The sequence below is a fragment of the Streptomyces sp. NBC_00820 genome, assembly GCF_036347055.1.
Lineage (GTDB): Bacteria > Actinomycetota > Actinomycetes > Streptomycetales > Streptomycetaceae > Streptomyces.
The window spans coordinates 7,628,100-7,652,729 of record NZ_CP108882.1 but is presented as its reverse complement, the minus strand read 5'-3'; the positions used below and the strand labels follow the sequence as shown (position 1 = coordinate 7,652,729).

General features: G+C 73.0%; 24 protein-coding genes. 13 read left to right on the top strand and 11 right to left on the bottom strand.

Going from position 1 to position 24,630, the window contains the following annotated elements:
- Window positions 1-8: 8 nt before the first annotated feature.
- Window positions 9-593 carry a thioredoxin domain-containing protein gene (locus OIB37_RS34115; RefSeq protein WP_330461464.1) on the bottom strand — a complete coding sequence of 195 codons (585 nt, stop codon included), beginning with the start codon at window positions 591-593 and terminating at the stop codon, window positions 9-11.
- An 85-nt stretch (window positions 594-678) separates the two neighbouring features.
- Between OIB37_RS34115 and OIB37_RS34110 the strand changes: the two genes are divergently transcribed.
- Window positions 679-2,772 carry a SpoIIE family protein phosphatase gene (locus OIB37_RS34110; RefSeq protein WP_330461463.1) on the top strand — a complete coding sequence of 698 codons (2,094 nt, stop codon included), beginning with the start codon at window positions 679-681 and terminating at the stop codon, window positions 2,770-2,772.
- Here OIB37_RS34110 and OIB37_RS34105 read toward each other — a convergent pair.
- A complete protein-coding gene (locus OIB37_RS34105) occupies window positions 2,769-3,395 on the bottom strand; it encodes a LysE family translocator (protein WP_330461462.1) in 627 nt (208 codons plus the stop codon). The two genes, OIB37_RS34110 and OIB37_RS34105, sit on opposite strands and share 4 nt — an antisense overlap.
- Before the next feature lie 237 nt (window positions 3,396-3,632).
- Here OIB37_RS34105 and OIB37_RS34100 point away from each other — a divergent pair, with 237 nt between their 5' ends.
- Together OIB37_RS34100 and OIB37_RS34095 are read left to right on the top strand one after the other, a co-directional pair.
- A complete protein-coding gene (locus OIB37_RS34100; protein ID WP_330461461.1) occupies window positions 3,633-3,848 on the top strand; it encodes an antitoxin in 216 nt (71 codons plus the stop codon).
- A 176-nt stretch (window positions 3,849-4,024) separates the two neighbouring features.
- Window positions 4,025-5,941, top strand: coding sequence for a glycoside hydrolase family 5 protein (locus OIB37_RS34095; RefSeq protein WP_330461460.1), 1,917 nt, complete (start codon window positions 4,025-4,027; stop codon window positions 5,939-5,941).
- Window positions 5,942-5,999: 58 nt separating this feature from the next.
- Here the strand turns inward: OIB37_RS34095 and glpK are convergent, their stop codons facing one another.
- Together glpK and OIB37_RS34085 are read right to left on the bottom strand one after the other, a co-directional pair.
- Window positions 6,000-7,526: a glycerol kinase GlpK gene (gene glpK / locus OIB37_RS34090; RefSeq protein WP_330461459.1), complete on the bottom strand. Its 1,527-nt coding sequence runs from the start codon at window positions 7,524-7,526 to the stop codon at window positions 6,000-6,002.
- 44 nt (window positions 7,527-7,570) lie between these two features.
- Window positions 7,571-8,344 carry an IclR family transcriptional regulator gene (locus OIB37_RS34085; RefSeq protein WP_330461458.1) on the bottom strand — a complete coding sequence of 258 codons (774 nt, stop codon included), beginning with the start codon at window positions 8,342-8,344 and terminating at the stop codon, window positions 7,571-7,573.
- A gap of 198 nt (window positions 8,345-8,542) precedes the next feature.
- Between OIB37_RS34085 and OIB37_RS34080 the strand changes: the two genes are divergently transcribed.
- Complete coding sequence (locus OIB37_RS34080; RefSeq protein WP_330461457.1) at window positions 8,543-8,968, top strand: ATP-binding protein; 426 nt, start codon at window positions 8,543-8,545, stop codon at window positions 8,966-8,968.
- Between the two features lie 151 nt (window positions 8,969-9,119).
- On the opposite strand, the gene OIB37_RS34075 is transcribed toward OIB37_RS34080, so the two are convergent.
- Entirely contained in the window at window positions 9,120-10,055 is a 936-nt protein-coding gene (locus tag OIB37_RS34075; RefSeq protein ID WP_330461456.1) for a GNAT family N-acetyltransferase, read from the bottom strand.
- Window positions 10,056-10,135: 80 nt separating this feature from the next.
- On the opposite strand from OIB37_RS34075, the gene OIB37_RS34070 reads away from it, so the two are divergent.
- A complete protein-coding gene (locus OIB37_RS34070) occupies window positions 10,136-10,414 on the top strand; it encodes a glutaredoxin domain-containing protein (RefSeq protein ID WP_330461455.1) in 279 nt (92 codons plus the stop codon).
- Window positions 10,415-10,433: 19 nt separating this feature from the next.
- Here the strand turns inward: OIB37_RS34070 and OIB37_RS34065 are convergent, their stop codons facing one another.
- Both OIB37_RS34065 and OIB37_RS34060 read right to left on the bottom strand, forming a co-directional pair.
- The gene (locus OIB37_RS34065; protein WP_330461454.1) at window positions 10,434-11,315 is read right to left on the bottom strand and encodes a diacylglycerol/lipid kinase family protein; all 882 of its coding nucleotides are present in this window, start codon (window positions 11,313-11,315) and stop codon (window positions 10,434-10,436) included.
- A 69-nt stretch (window positions 11,316-11,384) separates the two neighbouring features.
- Window positions 11,385-12,977, bottom strand: coding sequence for an FAD-binding oxidoreductase (locus tag OIB37_RS34060; protein ID WP_330461453.1), 1,593 nt, complete (start codon window positions 12,975-12,977; stop codon window positions 11,385-11,387).
- Window positions 12,978-13,108: 131 nt separating this feature from the next.
- On the opposite strand from OIB37_RS34060, the gene OIB37_RS34055 reads away from it, so the two are divergent.
- The 4 genes from OIB37_RS34055 (at window position 13,109) to OIB37_RS34040 (ending at window position 16,882) form a co-directional block, all read left to right on the top strand.
- Window positions 13,109-13,708, top strand: a complete 600-nt coding sequence (locus tag OIB37_RS34055) for a TetR/AcrR family transcriptional regulator (RefSeq protein WP_330461452.1) — start codon at window positions 13,109-13,111, stop codon at window positions 13,706-13,708.
- The gene (locus OIB37_RS34050; protein WP_330461451.1) at window positions 13,705-15,309 is read left to right on the top strand and encodes a glycerol-3-phosphate dehydrogenase/oxidase; all 1,605 of its coding nucleotides are present in this window, start codon (window positions 13,705-13,707) and stop codon (window positions 15,307-15,309) included. The genes OIB37_RS34055 and OIB37_RS34050 overlap by 4 nt, the downstream gene beginning before the upstream one ends.
- 104 nt (window positions 15,310-15,413) lie before the next feature.
- Window positions 15,414-16,169, top strand: coding sequence for a YqjF family protein (locus tag OIB37_RS34045; RefSeq protein ID WP_330461450.1), 756 nt, complete (start codon window positions 15,414-15,416; stop codon window positions 16,167-16,169).
- Entirely contained in the window at window positions 16,166-16,882 is a 717-nt protein-coding gene (locus OIB37_RS34040; RefSeq protein ID WP_330461449.1) for a hypothetical protein, read from the top strand. Before OIB37_RS34045 ends, OIB37_RS34040 begins: the two co-directional genes overlap by 4 nt.
- A 47-nt stretch (window positions 16,883-16,929) precedes the next feature.
- Here the strand turns inward: OIB37_RS34040 and OIB37_RS34035 are convergent, their stop codons facing one another.
- Window positions 16,930-17,376: a MarR family winged helix-turn-helix transcriptional regulator gene (locus tag OIB37_RS34035; protein WP_330461448.1), complete on the bottom strand. Its 447-nt coding sequence runs from the start codon at window positions 17,374-17,376 to the stop codon at window positions 16,930-16,932.
- Between the two features lie 200 nt (window positions 17,377-17,576).
- Here OIB37_RS34035 and OIB37_RS34030 point away from each other — a divergent pair, with 200 nt between their 5' ends.
- Window positions 17,577-18,026: a DUF1398 domain-containing protein gene (locus OIB37_RS34030; RefSeq protein ID WP_330461447.1), complete on the top strand. Its 450-nt coding sequence runs from the start codon at window positions 17,577-17,579 to the stop codon at window positions 18,024-18,026.
- Between the two features lie 72 nt (window positions 18,027-18,098).
- Entirely contained in the window at window positions 18,099-18,386 is a 288-nt protein-coding gene (locus OIB37_RS34025; protein WP_330462076.1) for a DUF1905 domain-containing protein, read from the top strand.
- Window positions 18,387-18,478: 92 nt separating this feature from the next.
- Here OIB37_RS34025 and OIB37_RS34020 read toward each other — a convergent pair whose 3' ends face one another.
- Entirely contained in the window at window positions 18,479-19,684 is a 1,206-nt protein-coding gene (locus OIB37_RS34020) for an MFS transporter (protein WP_330461446.1), read from the bottom strand.
- A 181-nt stretch (window positions 19,685-19,865) separates the two neighbouring features.
- Window positions 19,866-20,663, bottom strand: a complete 798-nt coding sequence (locus tag OIB37_RS34015) for an SDR family NAD(P)-dependent oxidoreductase (RefSeq protein WP_330461445.1) — start codon at window positions 20,661-20,663, stop codon at window positions 19,866-19,868.
- A gap of 87 nt (window positions 20,664-20,750) precedes the next feature.
- On the opposite strand from OIB37_RS34015, the gene OIB37_RS34010 reads away from it, so the two are divergent.
- Both OIB37_RS34010 and OIB37_RS34005 read left to right on the top strand, forming a co-directional pair.
- Window positions 20,751-21,602, top strand: coding sequence for a helix-turn-helix transcriptional regulator (locus OIB37_RS34010; protein WP_330461444.1), 852 nt, complete (start codon window positions 20,751-20,753; stop codon window positions 21,600-21,602).
- A 518-nt stretch (window positions 21,603-22,120) separates the two neighbouring features.
- Complete coding sequence (locus OIB37_RS34005; protein ID WP_330461443.1) at window positions 22,121-23,074, top strand: CAP domain-containing protein; 954 nt, start codon at window positions 22,121-22,123, stop codon at window positions 23,072-23,074.
- Between the two features lie 30 nt (window positions 23,075-23,104).
- Here OIB37_RS34005 and OIB37_RS34000 read toward each other — a convergent pair whose 3' ends face one another.
- Window positions 23,105-24,568 carry a purine-cytosine permease family protein gene (locus OIB37_RS34000; RefSeq protein ID WP_330461442.1) on the bottom strand — a complete coding sequence of 488 codons (1,464 nt, stop codon included), beginning with the start codon at window positions 24,566-24,568 and terminating at the stop codon, window positions 23,105-23,107.
- Window positions 24,569-24,630 lie beyond the last annotated feature (62 nt).

Below are 24,630 nucleotides of genomic sequence, written 5' to 3'. Positions count from 1 at the left end.
GCTTGCCGTCACTTGATGTCGTCCAGGAATTTCTGCGCGGTGATATCGACGTCGCCCTCGACGGTCACGACGGGAATGTTCTCCTTGTCGTACCAGACGGCCGGTGTTCCCGGCAGGCCGAAGGAACCGAAATTCCCGATGGATTCCCCGGCCCAGGTCAGATAGGTCTTGTCCGTGATCTTCTGGTCGAACGTGTCGGACCGCAGTCCGTCCACCTTGTCAGCCACCGAAAGCAGCACCGAGGCCTCGGCGAACTTGTCGTCACCGGGCGGGAAGGGCTGGGCGGCGAAGAGCGCCGCCATGTACTCGATGAACTGCTTCTGTCCCTCGTCGCTGGCCGCGGCGAGCGCGCTCACGGCACGCTGCGAGCCGCAACCGCCGACCGTGTCGTCGATCGTCTCCGCGAAATGGAACTTGACGACGAACTTACCCTGGTCGGCGCCCTGGCGGATGGTGTCCAGCAGGGTCTTGGCCACCTCGGCACTCGCCCGGTCGCGCATCTCCATGAACACCTGAAGGTCATGGGGGGCGCTCAGATCACCGTAATACAGCGTGGTGTCGTTGGTTCCGGTCGTGTTTGCGGGAGCAGTCATGATTCGAGCTTGGCACACGGACGGGAACACCGCATGAGTGGACGCCCGCACGGCACGTCGGCTTTCCCGGGCGCAGTCTGGAATGGTGAACGCATCGCGGAACATGGCCGCGGATCCGGGGCGCGGATTCGACGAGGCCGTTCTCGGAGCGCTGTTCTCCGACTGCCCGCAGCCGCTGTACGTCCTCGACGACGACCTGCGCCTGGTGGGCTTCAACGACGCCGCCCGGCGCGGCGGGGCGTTCCCGCTGGAGGGAGCGCTCGGCCGGACGCTCGGACACTGGGCCCGGGGGCTGCACCACAAGTCCGTCGAGGCCGTGCTGCGCGAGGTGCTGGCCACCGGGACCGCCGCGACGGGCGTCGAGGTCAGGACGCCCGACTCGGCACAGACTCCGGTCCGGGTGCTGACGGTCTCGGCGTTCCGGCTGGGGATCGCGGGGGACGGCGTCCGTGGGCTCGCGCTCACCGTGGAGGACGTCACGGACCGCTATCGCGCGCGGGTCCGGCTCGGCGTGCTGCGCGACGCCGGTGTGCGGATCGGCTCCAGCCTGGACATCGTGCCCACGGCACAGGAACTCGCGGACGTCAGCGTGCCGGGCCTGGCCGACGTCACGATCGTGGACGTGCTGGACTCGGTGCTGCGGGGCGACGTCCCCTCCCCGAACTCCCTCGGGCACAGGCTGTTGCTGCGCTGTGCCGGCTACCGCTGTGTCCATCCGGCCGACGGACGCCACGCGCCGGAGCTGGGCGGCGTGCTGGAACCCACGCTCACCGACCGCTACCGGCACATCCTCGCGAAACGGCGGGCGCTGCTGATCAGCGGGCGGTCGCCGGAGGAGGCGCGGGCCACGGGGCACAAGCTGGTGCCGGAGGGAACCGCCCACGCGCATCTGGCGGTGCCGCTGTGCGCGCGTGGCGGGGTCCTGGGCCTGGTCCGGTTCTACCGCCCCTTCACCCCCGTGCCGTTCGACACCGACGACCTCAGGCTGGCCGGGGAACTGGCCCGCCACACCGCGCTGTGCCTGGACAACGCCCGGCTGTACACGCGCGAACGGTCCGTCGCGCGGATCCTCCAGTCCAGTCTGCGGCCCCCGCACGTGCCCGGGCACGACGCGGTCCAGACGGCGCACAGCTATCTGCCCAGCAGCACCAGCGGGGACTGGTTCGACATCATCCCGCTGTCGGGGGCGCGGGTGGCGCTGGTCGTCGGGGAGCCGCCCACCCGGGGCATCCGGGCCGCCGTCACCATGGGCGGGATGCGGGCCGCCATCGGCGCCCTGGCCTCCCTCGACCTCCCGCCCGAGGAGGTCCTGGAACGCGTCCACGAGCTGGTCACCCGCCTCGACGCGGAGGAGTCGCGCCACCCCGAGGACACCCTGGACAGCCGGCGCTCCGGCACCAGCTGCCTGTACACCGTGTACGACCCCGTCTCGCGCCGGTGCACCCTGGCCAGCGCGGGCCATCCGCCGCCGGTCCTGGCCCGGCCCGGCGACGCGCCGGCCTTCGCGCACGTACCGGTCGGCCCCGCGCTGGGTCACGGCCGGGGACGCTACCGGTCGGTGCGCACCGAGTTGCCCGAGGGCACGATCATGGTGCTGTGCAACCCGGTGCTGCTGCATGCCGCCGGCGTCGGCTCCGAGGAGCAGCTCGCCCGCCTCGGTGACGCGCTGCGTCCGCAGGACCGTCCGCTGGAGGAGATCTGCGAGTCGGTCCTGAAGGGCCTGGCGACGCAGCGGGACCCCACCAGCGACGGCGTGCTGCTGCTCGCCCGCACGTTCGCCCTGGGCGGCGACCGGGTCGCCTCCTGGACGCTTCCCAACGATCCGGTGGCCGTCGGCGAGGCCCGGCACCGCACGGAGCGCCATCTGCGCGACTGGGGCCTGTCCGACCTCGTGTTCACCGCCTCCGTGGTGGTCAGCGAGCTGGTCACCAACGCCGTCCGCTACTCCGAGGGGCCGATCCGGCTGCGTCTGGTCCGCGACCACGCCCTGATCATCGAAGTCACCGACGACAGCAGCACGGCCCCGCAGCTGCGGCAGGCCGAGGACGACGACGAGCACGGACGGGGCCTGTCCATCACCTCACAGCTCACCGAGCGCTGGGGCACCCGCCGGGAGCACCGCGGCAAGACCATCTGGGCCGAGCTGGCCGTGCCGGACGGGGCTGCCGGCAGCGCCTAAGCCTGGCCGGCCAGGCGTATGCCGAGGCCGACCAGGACCGCGCCGGACAGCTGCTCCATGCGGCGGCGTACGGACGGCCGTCCGAGCACGCCGCCGACCCGTCCGGCGAGCCAGACGAGCGGCAGGTACCAGATCAGGTCGACGACGGCCCAGATCACCGAGAAGGCGAGCAGGGTCGGCAGGACGGGGGCGCCGTGCGGCACGAACTGCGGGAGGAAGGAGACTGCGAACACGCCGGCCTTGGGGTTGGCGAAGTTGGTGACGAGGCCCTGCCGGTACGCGCGCGGGAGGGACACCCGGGGCGCGGTCCCGGGTTCCTGTCCGGGCAGGCCGCCGCCGCGCCGGGCGTGCCAGAGCGCGCGGCCGCCCATCCACACCAGCACCGCGGCACCGGCGATCCGCATGAGGTCGTACGCGAGCTGCGAGGCCAGCAGGAGGACGGAGAGGCCGAAGGCGGCGGCGAGGCCCCACAGCAGCACCCCGCACTCGTTGCCCAGGACCGTGGCCATGCCGGTGCGCCGGCCGTCGGTCACCGCCCGGCGCAGGATCACGACCGTGCTGGGTCCGGGGACCATGGCGATCAGGAAGCACGCGCCGACGAAGGCGAGGAGGGAGGTCGTCATCGCCGCAGCATGGCCGAGCGTCCCGCCGCCTCACAAGGCCGTCGCCTCACCCGGCCTCGACCACCTCACCCGGCCTTCACCGCACCGGCGTCGACCTCACCAGGCCCTCACTCTCGCTCGCGTGTTCACCCGTTCCACGAATCCGGCATTCCGCCCGTCTCCGTACAGGCGCGGTGCGATGATGCCGGGGTCCGCAACCACGCCTTCACGTAGGACTCTTCGAGAAATGAGGCACCCGTGTTCGACAACCTGAAGAACCTCAAGGACAAGGCCGAGGACATCGCCGAGGAGCACGGCGACAAGATCTCCGACGGCCTGGAGAAGCTCGGCGACGTCATCGACGACCGGACCGGCGGCAAGCACAGCGGCGCGATCGACACCGCCGTCGACAAGGCCCAGGAGTACGTCGACAAGCTGGGCGAGCAGAACGGTGACGACGAGCGCGGGAAGTGACCGCGGGCGGCCCGTGAAGTCCGGCGTCGTGCCCCAACTCCGTTTGTTCACAACACAGTTGGGGTGACGGGCCCTTCCGTGTGACGGGCCGGGTGGTGGACACTGCGCGCAGCCGGGGCGGCTCTCTCGCCCCGGTTCAGCAGCTCCGCCACCCCCCGACCTGCAAGGGCTTCCCCATGCCGATCGCACCACCCTCCCTGCGCCTGGCCGTCACCGGCGCGGGATTACTGCTCCTCGCCGCCACCGCCACGCCGGTGTCCGCCGCCCAGCCGGCCCGTGCGTCCGCGCCCCTGGCCGCCGTGGCCGCGGACACCGCCTCCTGGACCGCGCCGCTTTCGACCCGGGGCCGTTACGTCGTCGACGCCGACGGCAACCGGTTCCGGCTGAAGGCCGCCAACTGGGACGGCGCGCAGGGCTCGTACAACGGCAGCGGCAACGCCTCCGACCCCGCGAACCACCACGCGGGCCAGGACTCCCACGGCATCCCGCTCGGCCTGGACCGGGCCCCGCTCTCCCAGCTCCTCGCGGATTTCCACCAGTTGGGGATCAACACCGTCCGGCTGCCCTTCTCCAACGAGATGATCCACGCCACGGCGACCGTTCCCGACGACGCGGTGGCGGCCAACCCCCAGCTGCGCGGGAAGACGCCGCTGGAGGTCTACGACGCCGTGGTCGCCGCGCTCAGCGGGAGCGGGTTCGCCGTCATCCTCAACAACCACACCAACACGTCCCGCTGGTGCTGCGGGATCGACGGCAACGAGCGCTGGAACAGCAGCCAGAGCACCGCGCAGTGGGCCGACGACTGGGTGTTCATGGCCCGCCGCTACGCCTCCGTGCCGCGCGTGGTCGGCGCCGACCTGTACAACGAGGTCCGCCGCGACATCCTCGACGACCCCAACTGGGGCCTGGGCGACGCCCACGACTGGTACGCGGCGGCCCAGCTGGCCGCCGACCGCATCCTCACCGAGGGCAACCCGCGCCTCCTCATCGTCATCGAGGGCATCAACTGGACCGGGCTGCCCGTGGACGGCTTCCCGCACGGGCGGCCGACGCTCACCCCCGCCCGCACCCTGTCGCACACCCTCGTCGACGCCCACAAGCTGGTCTACTCGGCCCACTTCTACGGCTACACGGGCCCGAACCACAGCGGCGCCACGGGGGTCGGCGAGACCCACGACCCCCGCTACCAGGACATGACGCGCGCGGAGCTGGACGCGGCCCTGGACGACGAGGCGTTCTTCGTGGAGCAGTCCGGGCAGCACTACACCGCACCCGTCTGGGTCAGTGAGTTCGGCGCCGGCGCGGGTGACACGAACACCGCGGCGCGCACCTGGTTCACCAACGTCACCGACTACTTCGCCGACCACGACGCCGACTTCGCGTACTGGCCGCTGGTGGGCTTCGAGGGGCACGACGACTGGGCGCTGCTGCGCTACGACGGCGCGGGGCACCGCTCCGGCGTCCTGGACCCGGCCGACTGGCGCGGTACGGCATGGCAGCACCTCATGACCGCGCCGGACCGGACCGGTCCCGTGGCGGCCGTACCCGTCTGGCGGATGCTCGGCACCGATCACGCCGACGCGGTGGAGTCCCTGCGGGTGCGGGCCACGGGCGACTGGGACAACGGGGCCCGCAAGGCGGCCTGCCCGGACGGGCTGCGGCTCGTCGGTCTCGGCCACACCTCGGGCCGCGGCCTGTGCACCGACGCCGGCACGGCGGACCTGCGCGCCGCCGACGGGACGCAGACCGTCGTCACCGACGAGCGGTACGTCCCCTCCGGCGGCGACTGGGCGTCCGGCTACACCAAGTTCCAGTGCCCGTCGGGCGGATTCCTCATCGGCTACAGCGTGCGCGGCGAGCGTGTCTCGGCGGGCCTGTGCGCCCCGGGTCGCGGCTCGCTCGCGGGCGGTGGGCGCACGGTGTGGTTCGACCGGTCCGACAACCGTCCCGCCGACGCGGCCGGCGGTGACTTCGCCTACGGCGATTACAAGGGCCAGTGCGCGGTGAACGAGTACGCCGCCGGGATCGCCTTCACCACCCGGCTGGGCAGCCGCCCGGGTCCCGCCGCCCTGCTCTGCCGCACCCTGCCCTGAGCACGGCGCCGGCCGGCCCCCGCTCCCTCCCTCACGGAAGGGGGCGGGGGCCGGCCGGTCAGGCAGGGCCGGCTTCCGGTTTCGGCGGCTTGACCCACCCCAGTGCCCGTTCCACGGCCTCCTGCCAGTTGTCGTACTCCGCCTCCCGGTGGGCGGGGTCCATGTCGGGCAGCCATTGCGCGGCCCGGTGCCAGTTGCGGCGCAGCACCTCCAGGTCGGGCCAGTAGCCGGCGGCGAGTCCGGCGGCGTAGGCGGCGCCGAGGGAGACCGTCTCCGCGACCAGGGGCCGTACCACGGGCACGTCGAGGACGTCGGCCACGAACTGCATGAGCAGGTTGTCGGAGGTCATGCCGCCGTCCACCTTCAGCTCCCTGAGCGCCACCGCGGAGTCGGCGTTCATGGCGTCGACGACCTCCCGGGTCTGCCATCCGGTGGCCTCCAGGACCGCACGGGCCAGGTGTCCCTTGGTGATGTACGAGGTGAGGCCGACGATGACGCCGCGCGCGTCGCTGCGCCAGCGGGGGGCGAACAGGCCGGAGAAGGCGGGCACGATGTAGCAGCCGCCGTTGTCCTCGACCGTCCGGGCGAGGGTCTCGATCTCCGGCGCGCTGCTGATCAGCCCGAGTCGGTCGCGGAACCACTGGACCAGTGAGCCGGTGACGGCGATGGACCCCTCCAGGGCGTAGACGGGCCGCTGGTCGCCGATCTGGTAGGCGACGGTGGAGAGGAGTCCGTGCCGGGAGCGTACGAGGTCGTTGCCGGTGTTGAGCAGCAGGAAGCTGCCCGTCCCGTAGGTGCATTTCGCCTCGCCCGGGGAGAAGCAGGTCTGGCCGAAGAGGGCCGCCTGCTGGTCGCCGAGCGCGGCGCCGATGCGGACGCCGGGGACGAGGGTGACGGCCTCGCCGTAGATCTGGACGGAGGATCTGATCTCGGGCAGCATCGGCCGGGGCACCCCGAAGAGCTCCAGCAGCTCTTCGTCCCAGGTGAGCGTGCGGATGTTCATCAGCATGGTGCGGCTGGCGTTGGTGGGGTCGGTGATGTGCAGGCCGCCGTCGGCGCCGCCGGTGAGGTTCCAGATCAGCCAGCTCTCCATGGTGCCGCACAGCACCTCGCCGTCCTTCGCGCGCTGTTCCAGACCCTTGACGTTGTCGAAGAGCCAGCGCAGACGCAGTGCGGAGAAGTAGGTGGAGGGGGGCAGGCCGCACCGGTCGAGGAAGAAGTCCTCACCGGGCCGCTGCCTCAGCTCCTCGACGAGCGGGGCGGTGCGGGTGTCCTGCCAGACGATCGCGCGGCCCAGTGGGGCGCCCGTGCGCCGGTCCCACACGACCGTCGTCTCGCGCTGGTTGGCCAGTCCGACGGCGGCGATCTGGTCGGCCTCGACCCCGGCGGCGGACAGGGCCTCGGGGACGACGCGCCGCAGGTTCTGCCAGATCTCGACGGCGTCGTGCTCGACCCAGCCGGGCTTGGGGAAGTACTGGCGGTGCTCCTTCTGGGCGACCGACACCAGCCGGCCCTGGTGGTCGAACAGGATGCATCGAGTGGAGTTGGTGCCCTGGTCGATGGACATCACATACCGTTCAACCATGATCGGGTTCGCCTTCCGATGGCTTGCTCAGGGAGCGGACGGGCCTACCAGCGTGCGGCGCCCAGGTCTCTGGAGATCGCCCGCGCTCCCTCCCGCAGCAGGGTGATCAGGGCCGGCCAGGGCCGCCCCTGGCCGTCACAGATCCTCTCGACCGGGCCGGACACCCCGAGGGCGCCGACGACCAGGCCGCCGTGTCCCCGAATGGGCGCGGCCAGCCCGGCCTCGCCCATGCTCATCTCCTGGATCTCGGCAGCCCACCCCTGCTCGCGGACCTCGGCGAGCGCCTGGCCGAGCCGCTGCGGGGTGACCAGGGTGTGCCGGGTGTAAGCCTCCAGCCCCGCTTCCGGCTCCGGGCCCGGTTCCAGGGTGGCGGTCCCGTAGGCCAGCAGGACCTTGCCGAGGGAGGAGGCGTGCAGGGGCAGCAGTGAGCCCACGTCGAGGGTCTGCAGGGTGTCGTCGGGACGGAACACATGGTGGATGACCAGGACCTTCCCTTCCAGGGGTGTGCCCAGCCGCACGGCCTCCCCGCTGCGGGCGGCCAGGGCGTCCGCCCAGTTCAGGGAGCGCGAGCGCAGCTCGTTGACGTCGAGGTAGCTGGTGCCGAGGTGCAGGAGGGCGGCCCCGAGCTGGTACTTCCCCGTCGCCGCGTCCTGCTCCACGAAGTCCACGTGCTGGAGCGTGCGCAGAATGCCGTGGGCGGTGCCCTTGGCCAGCCCGAGCGAGGCCGCCACCTCCCCGAGCCCGAGTCGGCGCGGCCCACCTGCCAGCAGGCGCAGAATCGCCGCCGCCCGTTCGATCGACTGGACTGGGCCGGGCATGAGGTGAGCCTATTACCGCCGCGAGCGGTTCGCTTGGTGTGCGTACGGGCACCGGCGCACGGGAGTGGCCATCGGCGTTCGGTAATGCCGACCCATGTTCATTGACCGGCCTGGTCCGGCTTCCTAACGTGCTGCAGAGCCTGGCAGAAGTCCCAGGCCCGGCGCTCGTCCCGCGCCGCTCACCCCGTTGGAGACAAGATGGCGGTACAGCTCAGCACGCTGGTCGGGGAGGCACGCGAACATGTGTGTCCGATGCCCCCCGTCGCCGGGTCCGTGTCGGTCGCCCGCCGGCAGGCGCGCAAGGTCATGGCCGACTGGAAGGTGAGCCCGGACATCGTCGAGGACGCTCTCCTCGTGGTGTCGGAGCTCGTCACCAACGCGATCGTCCACGCCCTGCCACCGGCCGTACTGCGCCTGTCCTGGCTCTGCGAGGCCGGTCTCGGGACCCTGCGCGTGGAGGTCGGTGACGCGGGCCCGGCTCTCCCGGACGGTTTCTCACCGCCCGGGATCGACCCCGACGAACACGGCCGCGGCGAGGAGATCGTCCACGCCCTGGCGACCCGCCACGGCCTACGCGTCCACCTGGGAGGCGTCACCCGCTGGGCGGAGCTGGTCGCCTTCTGAGCCCGAACACGCCTCCCTCACCGCCGGCCCGGGTCGTGCGTACACGCACGTCAGGGCCGGATGTGCGCCCCCGCTCGGGCCGGATGCGCGTCCGCGGTGTGCGTCCACGTCCGGGCCGAACACGCGTCCACGTCCGGGCCGGGTACGGTCCTCAGGCCGGCCGGACGACGGTGAGAGCCCTGCCATAGACCGTGGAACTGCGCCGGACGGTCATGCCCAGCCGCTGGTACAGCGGCAGGGCGCCGGTCTCCGAGTGCGTCCAGAGGGTGCAGGTCCGCTTCCCGCGGCGGTGGCAGGCGCGGAACGCCTCTCGCAGCAGCACGCGGGCGATGCCCCGGTCGCGGTGGTCGTGCCGTACGGCGACCCGCTCGACGTAGCCCTCGTCCAGGCCCGGCAGGTCCAGCGACAGCACCACGCCGACCATCTGGTCGCCGGCGAAGGCGACCGGTGACGCCGCCGGGTCGAACGTCTCGCGGGCGACGCAGTGCCCGGCCCACTCCTCGTAGGACAGCCGGCGCCGCTGCCATGCGCCGAACGCGTCCTCGGTGAGCCGGTAGGCCGCCTGTTCGTCGCCGGGGCGGAAGGGCCGCACCGTGATCCCGGCCGGCGGCCGAAGCGCCGGCGGTTCGGTGGGCAGCTCGATCTCCAGGAGCCACTCGGTGACGAACGGGAGGTAGCCGCCGGCCCGGAGGAGCGCGACCGCCGCCCGGTCGTCGTCCGGGACCGTCTGGGCGATGCGGTCGCTGCCCGCCTGCCGGGCCCGCGTCTCGGCCCAGGCGAGCAGCGCGGTGCCGAGACCGCGCCCTCGGTGACCGGGATGGACGTCGGCCCTGAACCGGCGTCCCCGCTCCAGCCGGCCCCAGGCCGCCGGCTCCCCGCGGGGGCCGTCGACGAGCACCGTGTCGGACGCCGGGTCCACGCCGGGCGACGCGAGGTCGGCGGCGATCGCGTCGGCCCCGGTCACGGCCCGGCCGTGCAGCTCGCGCTCGCACGCGCTGACCAGGCGGTGGATCGCTGGGGCGTCGGCGGTGGTCGCCGCCCGGCTCCGGTAGCCGGCCGGCAGCCGGAGCGGGGAGAGATCAGCCATGGGGAAACCCTGTGCCATCCGTTCGCTCATGTCGACGGGGTTACCCTGCACCCGGGGCCACGCAATCGAGGGGGCGAGCGATGGACCAGGATCGTGACGGTGTGGTCGTGTACTGGCGGCCGTTGTGTCCGTTCTGTATGAGGCTGCGGCTGAAGCTGCGTTTCACGCGACTGCGTCACACCGAGGTGAACATCTGGCGGGACCCCGCGGCGGCCGCGTTCGTGCGGTCGGTCGCGGACGGGAACGAGACCGTGCCGACGGTGACCGTGGCCGGGCGGGCGATGGTCAACCCCTCGAAGAAGCAGCTGCTGGAGGCGGTCGCGGCCCACGCGCCGCATCTGCTCGCCAAGTCCGGCTGATCCTCACGGCGGGCGCCCGTCAGCAGAGGACGGCGAGGTCGCGGGGGCGTACCCGGACGGTGACCGGCAAGGTGGCCTCCACCTCGCCGTCGGCGCCGTAGGGGACGGGGCGGGAGGACTCGATGCGCAGTTCCCGGCCCTTGAGGACCCGTACCTCGGGGCGGTGCACGTGGGCGCCCGTCTTGAGTTCGTTCATGAGGGTGAAGAAGAGCCGGCGCGGGGCCTCGCGGATGAGGACGATGTCGAGCAGACCGTCGTCGACCTCGGCGCCGGGGGCGATGATGCGGCCGGAGCCGTAGTAGGGGGAGTTGGCGGCGACGACGGTGTAGCCGCGGTGGGTGTGGTCCACGCCGTCGAGGGTGATGCGGTAGTCCGCGGGGCGCCAGGTGGTGACCGCGCGCAGTCCGCCCGCGTAGTAGGAGGCGGCGCCGCGCAGCAGCCGGGCGTCGTTGGCATACCGGTTGGCGAGCGCGTCGACGCCGGCGTAGACGCTGCCGAGGACCACCGTGCGCCGGTGGACGGCCGATTCCACCTCGATGGTGTCGACGCGTCTGGGTTCGCCGTCCAGCAGGACGCGGGCCAGGGACGCGGGGTCGTCGGGGAGGCCCAGGGCGCGGGCGAAGTCGTTGCCGCGCCCGGCGGGTATCAGGCCGAGGACGGCGTCGGTGCCGCTGAGCGCGCCGCCGATGCCCCCGGCCATGCCGTCGCCGCCGACCGCCAGCACCACCCGGCCGCTCGCTCCGGCGCGGCGGGCGAGTTCCTGCGCGTGGGCGAGGCTGTGGCTGTACTCGGTCTCCAGGGTGGCCCCGGCCTCGCGGAGCAGCCGGGCCACCTGGAGCAGGCTCGCCGCCCCGGTGGACCCGCCCGCGGTCGGGTTGACGACGGCGGTGAACTGTCGCATCGGTGTGCCTCCGGAGCGGTGCGGTGGGACGGGCGGAAAGGGGCGTCGGGCGGACCGGGTGGGACCCGGTCAGTCAGTAGGCAACAGGACGCCGGGGTTGAGCAACCCCTCGGGGTCGAGGCCGTACTTGACCGCGCGCAACGCCTCGACGGCGAGCGTTCCCGCTTCGCGGACGTACCAGTCCCGGTGGTCGGTGCCCACGCCGTGGTGGTGGGAGATGGTGCCGCCGGCGGCCAGGACGGCCTCGTTGGCCGCGTGCTTGGCCGGCGTCCAGTGGGCGACCGGGTCGTCGCCCTGGGCGCTGACGACGGTGAAGTACAGGGAGGCGCCGTTCTCGTACACGTGCGAGATGTGACACATCACCAGGGGCGGGGTGCCGGAGCGGGTGAGGGTGTCGGTGAGCGCGGTGCGTACGGCGGCGTACAGCCCGGGGAGACGGGACCAGAAGGCGGCGGTCTCCAGGGTCTCGGCGAAGGCGCCGGTGTCGAGCAGGGCGTCGCGCAGGTAGGGCGCGGAGTAGCGGCCGTGGGCCCAGCGCTCGCCCGGCTCGGTCCCGGCGAGGGTGCCGCCGCATGCCTCCAGTACGGCGGCGGCGCGCTCGCGGCGGTGGGCGACGTCCTCGGCGGTGCCCTCGTAGCCGGTGATCGCCAGGCAGCCGGCGCCGCCCGCGGGTCCGGCGCCGATCGCGTCGGGCTGGGCCAGGCCGATGAGTGTCTCGGTCTCGTCGGACAGCCGCAGGACCGTGGGCCGGGGGCCGTCCTGGGCGAGCCGGCGCAGCGCGGCGGTCCCCTCCTCGAAGGAGGCGAACCGCCAGCCCTCGTAGTGGCGTTGCTCCGGCACCGGGCGGATCCGTACGGTGACGGAGGTGATGACGCCGAAGGCGCCCTCGGAGCCGAGGACCAGCTGGCGCAGGTCGGGTCCGGCGGCCGAGCGGGGGGCGCGGCCCGCCTCGACGGTCCCCCGGGGCGTGGCGAGGGTGAGGCCGAGGACCATGTCGTCGAAGCGGCCGTATCCGGCGGAGGCCTGACCGCTGGAGCGGGCGGCCGCGAATCCGCCGATGGTGGCCCATTCGAAGGACTGCGGGAAGTGTCCGAGGGTGAACCCGTGTGCGGCGAGCAGGGCTTCGGCCTCCGGGGCGCGAAGGCCCGGCTGGAGTACGGCGGTTCGGGAGACCGGGTCCAGTTCGAGCAGGCCGTTCATGCGCCGTAGGTCGAGGGCGACGAAGTCGCGCCGCTGCGGGGCGAGTCCGCCCACGACGCTGGTCCCGCCGCCGAAGGGGACGACCGCGAGCCGGTGCGTGGAGCAGGCCCGCAGCACGGCGAGCACCTCGTCGTGGGTGGCGGGCAGGACGACGGCCTGCGGTGCGTCGGTGACGTCGCCCGCGCGCATGCGCAGCAGGTCGGGCGTGGACTTGCCGCGGGTGTGCCGGATCCGGCTCTCCGCGTCGGTGCGGACGTGCTCCTCGCCTCCGACGGCGTCGGCGAGGGCGCGCAGCGTCGCCGGGCCGGCCGTGACCTCGGGTACCGGGAGGCCGGCCGGGGACGTCGCCTCGCCGGCGCGGGGCGGCTTGACGCCGAGCATGTCGCGCAGCAGGCCCGTCACCGGATCGGGCAGCGGGGCCGCCTTGGCCGGGTCGCCCCAGCCGTTCCACAGCATGTCCATTGAACGGTCGTCCTCACAAGGTCGGTTCGCTCGGTACGTGATCGGGTCGGTTCGCGACAAGTCCGGTGCGTGACAGGCCGGTTCGCGGTGCGCCATGGTCCGCCCGGCCCCCGGGCGTTACACTGTTACACATGACGTCTATTCGTCACAACCGTTCGGACGCCGACACCGTGCTCGACGCGGTGCGCGACTGCGTCCTGGCCGTCGGCGTGCGCCGTACCACCCTCGCCGACGTGGCCCGCCGCGCCGGCGTCTCCCGTATGACGCTGTACCGGCGCTGGCCCGATCTGCGGGCCCTGGTGGGTGATCTGATGACCCGTGAGTGGCTGGCCGTCGCCGCCGGGGCGATGCCGGCCGGGGCGGACGGCGCGGACGCGCGCACGCGGATGGTGGACGGGCTGGTCGCGGGCGTGGCGGCGTTCCGTGCGCATCCCCTCTTCCGCAAGATCGTCGACGTCGACCCCGAACTGCTCCTGCCCTACGTCCTCGACCGGCGCGGAGCGAGCCAGGAGGCGCTGCTCGCCCTCCTGGGCGACGCGCTGCGCGAGGGCCACGCGGACGGCTCGGTGCGCGTCACCCACACCGAACGGCAGGCCCGCGGTGTGCTGTTGATCGTGCAGTCCTTCGCCCTGTCGCTCCGCACGATGACCGACGAGGACGACCCCGAACTCGACGCCGGCGCCTTCCTCGGCGAGCTGCGCACCCTTCTGGAGAGGACCCTCGTCCCATGAGCCCCACCAGCCAACGCGCCGACCGCTCCGGGGCGGCACCCGGATCGTCCCTCAGCGCCGGCCGGCGCACGCGCGAACTGGCCTCGGCGGTCGACGGGCCGGCGGCCGACGTCCTGGTCGTCGGGCTCGGCGCGACCGGGGCGGGCGCTGCCCTGGACGCGGCCGCCCGCGGTCTCGACGTCGTCGCGGTCGACGCCCACGACCTGGCCTTCGGCACCTCCCGCTGGAGCTCCAAGCTCATCCACGGCGGGCTGCGCTACCTCGCCTCCGCCCAGTTCGACGTGGCGCACGAGAGCGCGGTCGAACGGGGGGTGCTGATGACCCGTACGGCTCCGCACCTGGTGGCCGCCCAGCCCTTCGTCCTGCCGCTGACCCCGCTCGTGTCCCGGGCGCAGGCCTCCCTGGCCTGGGCCGGGTTCCGGGCCGGTGACATGCTCCGGCTGGCCGCCCGGACCCCGCGGCAGGTGCTGCCCGCGCCGCGCCGGCTGTCGGCCACCGAGGCCCGGCACCTCGCGCCCTCGGTGCGCGCCGCCGGGCTGCGGGGCGGGCTGCTGTCCTGGGACGGCAAGGTCACCGACGACGCCCGGCTGGTCACCGCCCTCGCCCGGTCCGCCGCCGCGCGCGGCGCCCGCGTCCTCACCCGGGTCCGGGTGCTGGAACTCACCGCCTCCGGTGCCCGCGTCCGCGACGAACTCACCGGCGAGGAGGGCGAGATCAGGGCCCGTGCGGTCGTCAACGCCACCGGGGTGTGGGCCGGCGGTCTCGTGGACGGCATCCGCATCCGCCCCTCCCGCGGCACTCACCTGGTCCTGCGCTCGGAGCGGCTCGGCGCGCTCCCGGCGGGCCTGCACATCCCGGTGCCCGGCGAGACCAACCGCTTCGTCCTGGTCCTGCCCCAGGGCGACGGCCGGACCTACGTCGGGCTCACCGACGAGCCGGTCGAGGGCGAGATCCCGGACGAGCCGGAGGTGCCGGAGACGGACATCGGCTTCCTGCTCGACGTGCTCGGCTCGGTGCTCGACGCGCCGGTGCACCGGGACGAGGTCGACGGCGCCTTCGCCGGGCTGCGCCCCCTGCTGGACACCTCGGGCCAGGACGGCTCCGGTGCCGCCGCGGCCCGCACCTCCGACATCTCGCGTCGGCACGCGGTGCTCACCTCGGCGGAGGGAGCGGTCACCGTGGTCGGCGGCAAGCTGACCACGTACCGCAGGATGGCTCAGGACGCCGTGGACGCCGCGATCGCCGCCCACCGGCTGCCCGCGGGCCCCTCCCCCACCGCCGGCCTCCCCCTCGTCGGCGCCACCGCTCCCGAACGCCTGCGCGCCCTGCCCGCCCCGGCCCGCCTGATCCGCCGCTACGGCACCGAGGCCCCCGCCGTCCACGAACTCGCCCGGCGCGATCCGGCCCTGGCCGAGCCCGTCCTGCCCGGTCATCCCGTCACCCGCGCCGAACTCCTCTGGGCCGCCCTGCACGAGGGCGCCCTCGACCCCTCCGACCTCCTGGACCGGCGCACCCGCATAGGCGTCGTCCCCGAGGACCGCGCCGAGGCCATCGGCGCCGCGCGGGATGCGCTGGAGCGGGCGGCGGCGGTACGCCACTGACGCGCCCCCGACCGTTCGGAGGGCACGGGCAGAGGGGGTGCGCCCGTTCACCGCGTCGCCGTCCCGCGGGGTTTCGCCGCCGGGCACGGGGGCATTCGGAGCGCGTGGTCTCGTACGGGCCGGAGCTGCGCGTGCACGTCCCCGCGCTGTGCGCCGGCTGGCTGACCCAGACGTTCGTCCACTGGCCCTACCCCCTGGAGCAGGTGCGGCGGCTGGTACCGGACGGCCTGGTCGTGGACACGTTCGACGACACCGCGTGGGTGAGTCTCACGGCGTTCGTCATGGCCGGCCTGCGCCCACCGGTGCTCCCGGCCGCCCTCCCCGGGCTGCCCGACTTCCCCGAGACGAACCTGCGCACCTATGTGCGGCGCCCGGACGGGCGTGAGGGGCTGTGGTTCCTGTCCCTGGAGGTGGGCTGCCCGGCGATGCTCGCCGCCCGCGCGGTGGGCGCGCCGTTTCACGTGGGGCGGCTGGACGTGGACCGGCAGGACGGTGTCGTGACGTACACCGGCTCGCGTGGACGCGCAGGGCCGTCGTACCGGCTGGTCGTCCGCCCGGGTGAACGCCTCGCGCCCTCCCCTCGGGATGTCTGGCTGACCTCGCGCTGGCGTGCCTACACGAAGCGGCTCGGTGTGCTGTGGGAGACGCCCGTCGAGCACCCGCCCTTCCCTCTGCGGCACGCCCGCCTCGACGCCGTCGAGGAGACGCTCACCCGGGCGGCCGGCCTGCCGCCGCCCGGCACCGAGCCGCTGGCGCACTACTGCGACGGGATCCGACAGGTGCGGCTGGGCGGCTCGCGTCCGGCGCACCCGGTCCGCGGCCGCGCGGATCGCTACGGGAAAGGACGCGCCTGCGCATGAGCGGTCCGTCCGCACGCCGTTCCGGCAGGAGCCGGGAGCCGGGGCCCGCCGCGGGCTCCGCCCCCAGCGCGCGCTCCGCTCCCCGCCTGCGCTTCGACGGCCGGATCGCCGGTGTCGGAACGACGTCCGGGACGCGCGTGGTGCTGGGGCACTGGGCGCACTCGCCGTTCGGTCCGTTCAGCGACGTGATGATCGAGGACCCGGACGGCCACCGGACGCTGCTGGCCCCGACCCGCCGGACCGCCGGCTTCATCGCCGGCACCTACACCTTCGAGGAGGTGAGGGTCGTACCCGTAAGGGTCCGCGTCGCCGGGGACCGCTGGACCGTCGCGGCCGGCTCCCTGCTCGACCTCTCCTTCACCGTCGGGCGGCGGGGGACGCTGGGCACACTGCTGCGGGCGATACCGGCAGCGGTGGCGGCCCGGCCGGCCTGGTCGGCCGTCACCGACCCGGCCGCCCGCCTGCTGATGGGCGTCCACACGCGCGGGAGCGCAGGCGGGGGCCGGTTCGAGTGGTACGGCGCTCATGACCTGCACCGGATCACCACGGCGAGGACCGTGTACCGGGGCCGGGACCTCGGCTCGCTCGCCCCCGTCGACCCGCCCGTACGGTTCGGTTTCGGCTCGACGCCCCGCGCGCCCTCGCTCGTGCGCGTCTTCACGACGGTCCGGCTGAACGGCGCGCCGGGGCGCCCCGGGGATCCGGTGGGGTGAGCGGCGCGGCGACGCGGCAGTTCGGCGACTCGGTCACGGCTCACCGCTCACTGCTCGCCTACGGCCCCTTCGTGGCGGTCGAGTTGGTCCAGCAGCCGGCGCAGCGATGCCCGCGTGGCGCTGATCTCCTCGTCGGGGATGTCCCCGAAGAGGGTTCGGTGCAGCTTCGCGGCCCTGTCGGTGACGCGCGCGAGGGAGTCCCTGCCGCGCGGGGTCAGGGTCAGCAGGGGCGAGCCCCGGTGGTCAGGGTTGGGTGCGAGGGCGGCGAGTTCCCCCGCCACGAGGTCGTTGGCGACCCGCTGGACGTTCTGACGGCTGACGCCGAGCCGGCGTGCCGCCTGGGGCACGGTGAGCGGGTCCTCGGACACCACGCTCAGCACCTGCCACCGGGCCTGTGTGAGCCCCTCCGCACCGGCGGTCCGCTCCCCCAGCCGCCGCAGCGCCCCCGCCGCCTCGAACACGTCGGCGACCAGTAGGGCAGCCTCGTCCCGCATCTCACGCCTCCCGCTTGGCAACACGCTGCCAGTACGGCAACAGGGTGCCATAGCGGGCGGGTGGGCCATGGAGGCGACCCGACGCTGCGGCAGATTGACAACATGTTGCCTGAATGACAACTTGTTGACATGGGATTTCGTCTGTCCCTCACTCTGTCCCGCCCCTTCCCCCCGCCCCTCCCACTTCCATGGAGAAGCCCATGACCACCGCCCTCTCGAATCTCCAGGCCGCCCTGGCGCGGGCCGCCGCCGTCCGTCCGCAGGTCGGTGGATTCCCCTACCTCGCCGAAGCGCTCCGCCAGGCGGGGGTCCGCCACTGCGGGATGGCCGTGCCGTCGAACGCGATGCTCTATCTCACGGACGCCGGTCCGGTCGCCGTACAGGGAGAGCCGCTGATCAGCGGCATGACCGAGGTGATGCCGTTCGACCGCGAGGCACTCGTCGCCGCGCTGCGCGCCGACCAGGCGGGCGAGACGGCCTTCCCCGAGTTCGTACGGGGATGCTGGCGGGCCGGTGTGGTCCGGTACGACGTCGATCTGACCGCGCGCACCTGTACCTACTACGGCGCCGACGGCGACCACTACACCGAGAGCTACCCCGGAGTCGAGATCCGAGGGATCGCGGCGGCGCACGCGCGGGCCCTATCCTGACCGGCGTGCGCCGCGGGCACGCGCCACGCACGCCGTACGGACTCGAGTGACGCGGGGGACGGAACTGACATGGTGGAGCTCGCCTTCGTCGGCCAGGTGATCGAGTGGCGCGGCCCGGCGCCGTACTACTTCGTCCCCGTACCCGCGCAGGAGTCGGCGGACATCCGCGAGGTGGCTTCGATGGCCACGTACGGGTGGGGGGTGATCCCCGTCGAGGCGCGGATCGGCGAAGCCGCCTTCACCACCTCACTCTTCCCCAGGGAGGGGGCGTATCTGGTGCCGCTGAAGAGCGCGGTGCGCGTGCCGCAGAGTCTGACGCCCGGCGACGAGGTGGCCGTACGGCTGACCGTCCGCCTCTGACACGCCTCCGAGTAGCGCCCGCTTTCCGCCACGCCCCGGGTCCCCTCCGCCTGCGGCTCGGCGCGGGTCCCGTCCGCCTCCGGGCCGGCCCCTTACGCCGTGCGGGGCGGCCGCAGCCGGACGCGGATGCCCACGGCCGTGACGAGCAGGACCGCGCAGAGCGTGAAGACCATGCCGGCGTCGCGCACGCCCAGCGCCACCGTGAGGGCGCCCACGCCGACGACGGGCAGGGAGATGCCCAGGTAGGCGATGACGAAGAAGGCCGAGATGGTGGCACCCCGGTGCTCCGGGGGCGCCGCGGAACTCACCGCGGTCAGACCGGCGCGGAAGGCCATGCCCTGCCCGGCGCCGCCGGTGACCGCCCCGGCGAGCAGCACCGGGAAGGACTCCGTCAGCAACGAGGCTCCTACGAGGAGCAGGCCGGCGACGAGCACGACGCAGCCCCAGGGCAGGGCTCTGTCCGCACCGAGGCGTCCCATGAGCAGCTGGCCGCCGGTCGAGGCGCAGAAGACGCAGAAGACGACGGCACCGGTGACCGCCAGATTGCGCTCCCCCAGTGTCTCGGTGAGGAAGGCCGGGGCCACCGCCGTGAAGAGGCCGAGCAGGGAGAAGCCCGCGAAGGCGGCCAGGGCGCAGGGCGCGAACACTCCGCGCACCTCCGGCGGGACGGTCATGCCCTGCGGGCGCAGCGGGGGCCGTCGTCCGGGGTGGTGCACGGTCTCGGGCAGGAGGATGGTGACGAGCCCGGCGACGGCCAGCAGGGCCAGATGGACCAGGAAGGGAAGCGTCAGCGGCCAGGGGGCGTACTCGGCGAGGATGCCCGAGAGCAAGGGGCCGAGGCCCAGGCCGCCCATGTTGGCCGCGGTGGCCGCGAGGGCGGCCCGGCCCCGTCCCCCGGGCGGCGCCAGGTCGAGGACGGCCGCGGTGCCCGTGCCGCTCAGCAGCCCCGCCGAGAATCCGGACAGCACCCGGCCCGCGTACAGCAGCGGCAGTCCGCCTTCGCCCAGGAAGCACACCGCGCTGAGCGCGGCCAGTGCCAGCGCGCACAGCAGCACCGGGCGCCGCCCCAGTACGTCGGACGCGCCGCCGGCGATCAGCAGCGCGACGATGACACCCACCGCGTAGACGGCGAAGACCACCGTCACGATCAGCTCGGAGAACCCGATGCGTTCCCGGTACAGCCCGTACAGCGGCGTCGGCAGGGTGGTGCCCATCATCCCCACGGCGAAGACACCCGCCGCGGCCGCGTATCCCGGCCGGCGGCGGGGCCGGGGAGGCTCGACGTCGCTGTTGATCACACTTCACCATAAGCACACAGGGTCACGGACACGCGGGCTCGGAGCGGGGCCGCTGGCGCACGGGGCCGTCGGTGCACGGAGCCGCTGACGCACGGGCCCGTCGGCACGCGGAGCCGCTGGCGCACGGCCCCCGGGCGCACGGGGCCGTCGGGACCCGGGCGGGGCTGAGCCGGTTCGGCGCTCAGGCCCGGGCGCCGCCGTCGACCCGGAGGATCGTGCCGGTCACGAAGGAGGCGCGGTCGCTCAGGAGCCAGGCGGCGGCCTGGGCGATCTCCTCGGGGTCGGCGGCGCGGCGCAGTGGGGTGCGGGCCTTGAGCCGTTCGGTGAGGCCGGGCGACTCCGCCTCCCACTCGCGGATCATCTCGGTCCGTGTGTGGCCGGGCGCGATCGCGTTCACGCGGATGCCCTCCGGGCCGTAGGTGACGGCGGCCGACTCGGTGAGGCTGTTGAGCGCCCGCTTCATCGCGCCGTAGACCGGTAGTTCGGGGTTGCCCCGCAGGCTGCCGATGGACGAGTTGTTGACGATGGCCCCGGTGCCGGCGGTGGCCCGGATGGCGGCGACCTCGGCGGCCATGGCCAGCCACTGTCCCTTGAGGTTCACGGTGTAGACGTGGTCGAACTCGGCCTCGGGAATCCAGTCGAGGGGGCCGGGGCGCTGGATGGTCGCGCCGTTGTTGAAGGCGATGTCGAGGCGGCCGTACAGGGTGACGGTACGGTCCACGGCGGCGCGCACCGCGGCCGCGTCGGCCAGGTCGCACACCACGTGGTCCGCGGTGCCGCCGGCCGCCCGGATCTGCTCGGTCACGGTCTTCAGCTGTGCCTCGGTCCGCGCGGCGAGGAGCACGCGGGCACCCTCGCGGGCGAACAGCCGCGCCGCCGCGGCACCGATGCCTCGTCCGGCACCGGTGACGAAGGCGACCTTGCCCTGCAGCAGGCCGGGGACCATCGAGGTCGTAGGAGAGGTGGGTGTGTCGTTCATGGCACCGAGGCTGCGCCTGTCCCCGGCGCCGATCCAGGCACCGGCGATACCTGGATCGGCGCGGGGCGTTCCGCGCAGACTGAAGGAGTGGACAGACGACAGCTGGCGGACTTCCTGCGCGGCAGGCGCGAACGGATCACCCCCGCCGACGTGGGGCTGCCGGCCGGGCCGCGCCGCCGGACCCCGGGGCTGCGCCGCGAGGAGGTGGCCCAGCTGGCGTTCATCTCCACGGAGTACTACACGCGGCTGGAGCAGGCCCGCGGGCCGCATCCTTCACGGGAGGTGCTGGCCGGGCTGGCCCGGGCCCTGCGGCTGTCGGACGCCGAGCGCGACCATCTGCATCACCTCGCCGGCGTGCCGCCGGGCCCACCGCCCGGACCCTCGCGCGAGGTGCGCCCGAGCATCCTCGAACTGCTGCGGCGGCTTCCGCAGGCCGCCGCGACGGTGACCTCCGCGACGTTCGAGGTGCTCGCCTGGAACGATCTCGCCGCCGCCCTCATGGAGGACTTCTCCGCGGTACCGCGGCGCGACCGCAACCTGATACGGAAGGTCTTCCTCGGACCTGGTCCCGGGGGCCGGCTGCTGTACGGGGTGTCGGACGCGGACGCCTTCGCCCGCCACTCGGCACAGCGCCTGCGCGCCACCGCCGCCCGCTACCCCGGCGACCCCGAGGTACGGGAGCTGGTACGTGAACTCCTCGACGGAAGCGAGGAGTTCACGCGACTGTGGGCCGCGCACGACGTGTCCGCCGGGTCCTCCCTGCGTAAGACCTTCCAGCATCCGCTGGTGGGACCGGTCACCGTGAACTGCGACGCCCTCCACATCGCCGACCGCGACCAGCAGCTCGTGATCTACACCGCCGATCCCGGCTCGCCGTCCGAGGAGGCGCTGCGGCTGCTGTCGGTCATCGGCACCCAGCGCATGGACGTACCCGGCTGAGCGGCGCCGCAGCGCGGACCTGGCCGGCCTGCACCGCGGACCCGGCCCGCCCGCACCGCCGATGACACGGCCCGCACCGGCCAAGGGCGTCCATGGGTCCCCGCGGGCACCCGCTCCGTGACATCCGTCACCCCGGACCTCGGTCCGGGCCGGCCGCACGATGGGTGCCTACCTGGTGACAAAAAGGATTTGTCCGTCATGATCCAGGAGCGGATCGCACCCGGATCGGCGACCTCGCACCCGCACCGAATTTTTGCTCGCTTTTGCAAAGTCGGCGGGCTTCTGACGAGGCGGCAGGCGCCGCACACGCCCCTGGGTAGCGGTCCTGCACGCCGGCGCACGCTTGGCAAACCCCGACCGGCCTACGAAGCGGCGTAGTACGAAGCGCCCTTTGCGCTCCCCGTGACGCCGTCCTAAGAATGACGACCGCAGGGGGCGCCTTCCGCGGTTCGGAAGGCGAAGTCCGCGCAGAGACAGCCGCAGAAGGGGCGCTCGGCGACTACCGAGTGAGGTCACGCATGAGTAAGCACCGCAAGAAGCCGCATTACCGACGGATGGTCATCGCGGCTGTCGTCGTGAGCGCGGTGGGCATACCGTCCGCCGCCATGGCCTGCACCGACTGGGGGCGCGGTTCCGACTCCCACGCCACCAAAGCGCTGCGGGCCGCCGACAAGGACTGGTGGTACGACACCGAGAACGCCCAGTCCCGGCCGGACGACCAGAACCTCGCCTGGCACGGCGCCAAGTCCGGCGCACCCACCGCGACGCCGTCGAAGAGCGCCACCGCCACCCCCCGTCCCGCGCAGAGCAGCCCGAAGCCCGCGGTGAAGCCCGCCGCCGGGAGCAACGGCCGCACGCCGCACTCGGACAAGCCCGCGCACGGCGCCAAGCCGAGCCCCCGGCAGACCGTGCCGACCAGTGCACCCCGGGTCACCGCGAGCGCCGTGCCCACCGCTCGCACCGTCCACGCCACTCCCACCGGCACGCCGGTCACCATCGCCGCCCCCACCCCCGTCGCGACCCCCTCCGCCACCGCCACGCCCGCTCCCGCGGCGACGGCGACGGCGAGCACCCCGAAGGCCGCCACCACGGCGTCCGCGACGATCACCCGCATCGTGCAGCTCGTCAACGCGGAGCGTGCCAAGGTCGGTTGCTCGGCCGTCACCCTCAACACGACACTGAACAAGGTCGCTCAGGCGCACAGCGCCGACATGGCGGCCCATCAGAACATGTCGCACACCGGGTCCGACGGCTCCGCGCCCGGCGACCGCATCACGAGCGCCGGCTACGCGTGGAGCACGTACGGCGAGAACGTCGCCTACGGTTACACGACTCCCGAGCAGGTCATGGCGGGCTGGATGGCCAGCGCCGGCCACCGCGCCAACATCCTCAACTGTTCCTTCAAGGAGATGGGTGTCGGCCTCGCCCAGCCCGGCAGCTACTGGACGCAGGACTTCGGCACCGCCCGGTAGAGCGGCGCCGGTTCCCGGCAGGTCCGCGCGTCAGGCGCCGGCATCCGGCTCCAGGTGCCGGTGCGCGGCCTGCTCCAGCGCCTCCGCCTCCTCCTCGGCCAGGGCGGCCTCGGCCTCCACGTCGATCGAGCGGGTCAGCCACCAGTACAGCCCGGCGGAGACCGGCAGCCCGATGAACAGGGAGATGTCGGCTCCGCCGAGCGCCGTCGCGGCGGGGCCGGTGTAGAGCGTCCCGACGGAGAAGAACGGGATCATCACGGCGAACCCGACCAGGTACGAGATGATGCCGTGCCAGCCCCAACGGCCGTAGATGCCGTGCGGATTGAAGATCTCGGCGACGGCGTAGTGGCCGCGGCGCACGACGTAGTAGTCCATCAGGTTCACCGCGGTCCACGGGATGAACAGATAGAGCACCAGCAGCAGGAAGTTGTTGAAGTTCTCGAGGAAGTTGGCCGTCGCGGCCAGCGCTCCCACCAGGGAGAGCGCGGCGGTGAACCCGATGGTCAGCAGGCGGACGCCGAGCGTCGGGCGCACCCGCCTGACCGAGTCGATGGCGCTGATGAGGGTCAGCGAACCGCCGTACATGTTCAGCGCGGTGACGGAGATCAGGCCCAGCGCGGCGAAGAGCAGCACGATCGCGCCGAAGCCGCTGAACACCTTGTCGCCGGCGGCGTTGATCGAGGCGATCGTCTCGAAGTTCTTGCCCGCCCAGGCCGCCAGCAGGGCGCCGAGCACCATCAGCCAGATGCCGCCCAGCGCGGAGCCGAAGTAGGTCCAGTAGAAGGTCTTGCGGACCGTGACGTTCGGCGGGAGGTAGCGCGAGTAGTCGGAGACGTAGATGGCCCAGCTGATCTGGTAGCCGGCGACCACGCCGAACTGGGCGAGGAACGGCGTCCACTGGAAGCCGCCGAGGTCGAACGAGCCCGCGGGGTAGTGCAGATAGACCAGGACGCCGACGGTGAAGACGCCGAAGATGACGAGGAAGGCGTACGTCAGTATCTGTTCGGCCTTGTGGATGACGTCGTAGCCCACGAGGGCGATGACGAGCGCGACCACGGTGACCACGACCACCCACAGTTTGACGCTGCCGTGCACTGTGGTGTGCAGGGCGTCGGCGGTGAGGATGGTGTTGAAGACGTTGAATCCCGCGTACTGGACGTAGGCGAAGAGCCACACCAGGAGGGCGCCGACGTAGCCGAACTGCGGCCGCGACTGGATCATCTGCGGCAGGCCCAGCTGGGGTCCCTGGGCCGAGTGGAAGGCCATGAAGAAGGTGCCGATGACGGTGCCGGCGACGATCGCGAGGAGCGACCAGATGAGGTTGCCGCCCTCGGTGATGCTGATCAGCCCCACCGCGAGGGTGGCGATCGTGGCGTTGGACATGAACCACAGGGGGCCCAGGTGCCAGAGCTTGCCATGCCGTTCGTCCAGGGGGACGTAGTCGATGGACCGGACCTCCAGACCGGACACCCTCGGCTCGGCTGATGTGCTCATGACGCCTCCTGAAGCTGATCACGCCCCGCTGATCGCATTCTCCTCCGTGGTCGCCGCGCCGG

Bases quoted from the DNA above. Each gene is read 5' to 3' on its own strand.
- OIB37_RS34050 (WP_330461451.1), top strand. From the start codon at position 13,705: ATGAGCCCCACCAGCCAACGCGCCGACCGCTCCGGGGCGGCACCCGGA.
- OIB37_RS34005 (WP_330461443.1), top strand. From the start codon at position 22,121: ATGAGTAAGCACCGCAAGAAGCCGCATTACCGACGGATGGTCATCGCG.
- OIB37_RS34075 (WP_330461456.1), bottom strand. From the start codon at position 10,055: ATGGCTGATCTCTCCCCGCTCCGGCTGCCGGCCGGCTACCGGAGCCGG.
- OIB37_RS34060 (WP_330461453.1), bottom strand. From the start codon at position 12,977: ATGGACATGCTGTGGAACGGCTGGGGCGACCCGGCCAAGGCGGCCCCG.
- OIB37_RS34065 (WP_330461454.1), bottom strand. From the start codon at position 11,315: ATGCGACAGTTCACCGCCGTCGTCAACCCGACCGCGGGCGGGTCCACC.
- OIB37_RS34095 (WP_330461460.1), top strand. From the start codon at position 4,025: ATGCCGATCGCACCACCCTCCCTGCGCCTGGCCGTCACCGGCGCGGGA.
- OIB37_RS34085 (WP_330461458.1), bottom strand. From the start codon at position 8,344: ATGCCCGGCCCAGTCCAGTCGATCGAACGGGCGGCGGCGATTCTGCGC.
- OIB37_RS34015 (WP_330461445.1), bottom strand. From the start codon at position 20,663: ATGAACGACACACCCACCTCTCCTACGACCTCGATGGTCCCCGGCCTG.
- OIB37_RS34000 (WP_330461442.1), bottom strand. From the start codon at position 24,568: ATGAGCACATCAGCCGAGCCGAGGGTGTCCGGTCTGGAGGTCCGGTCC.
- OIB37_RS34080 (WP_330461457.1), top strand. From the start codon at position 8,543: ATGGCGGTACAGCTCAGCACGCTGGTCGGGGAGGCACGCGAACATGTG.
- glpK (WP_330461459.1), bottom strand. From the start codon at position 7,526: ATGGTTGAACGGTATGTGATGTCCATCGACCAGGGCACCAACTCCACT.
- OIB37_RS34115 (WP_330461464.1), bottom strand. From the start codon at position 593: ATGACTGCTCCCGCAAACACGACCGGAACCAACGACACCACGCTGTAT.
- OIB37_RS34105 (WP_330461462.1), bottom strand. From the start codon at position 3,395: ATGACGACCTCCCTCCTCGCCTTCGTCGGCGCGTGCTTCCTGATCGCC.
- OIB37_RS34055 (WP_330461452.1), top strand. From the start codon at position 13,109: ATGACGTCTATTCGTCACAACCGTTCGGACGCCGACACCGTGCTCGAC.
- OIB37_RS34070 (WP_330461455.1), top strand. From the start codon at position 10,136: ATGGACCAGGATCGTGACGGTGTGGTCGTGTACTGGCGGCCGTTGTGT.
- OIB37_RS34035 (WP_330461448.1), bottom strand. From the start codon at position 17,376: ATGCGGGACGAGGCTGCCCTACTGGTCGCCGACGTGTTCGAGGCGGCG.
- OIB37_RS34040 (WP_330461449.1), top strand. From the start codon at position 16,166: ATGAGCGGTCCGTCCGCACGCCGTTCCGGCAGGAGCCGGGAGCCGGGG.
- OIB37_RS34030 (WP_330461447.1), top strand. From the start codon at position 17,577: ATGACCACCGCCCTCTCGAATCTCCAGGCCGCCCTGGCGCGGGCCGCC.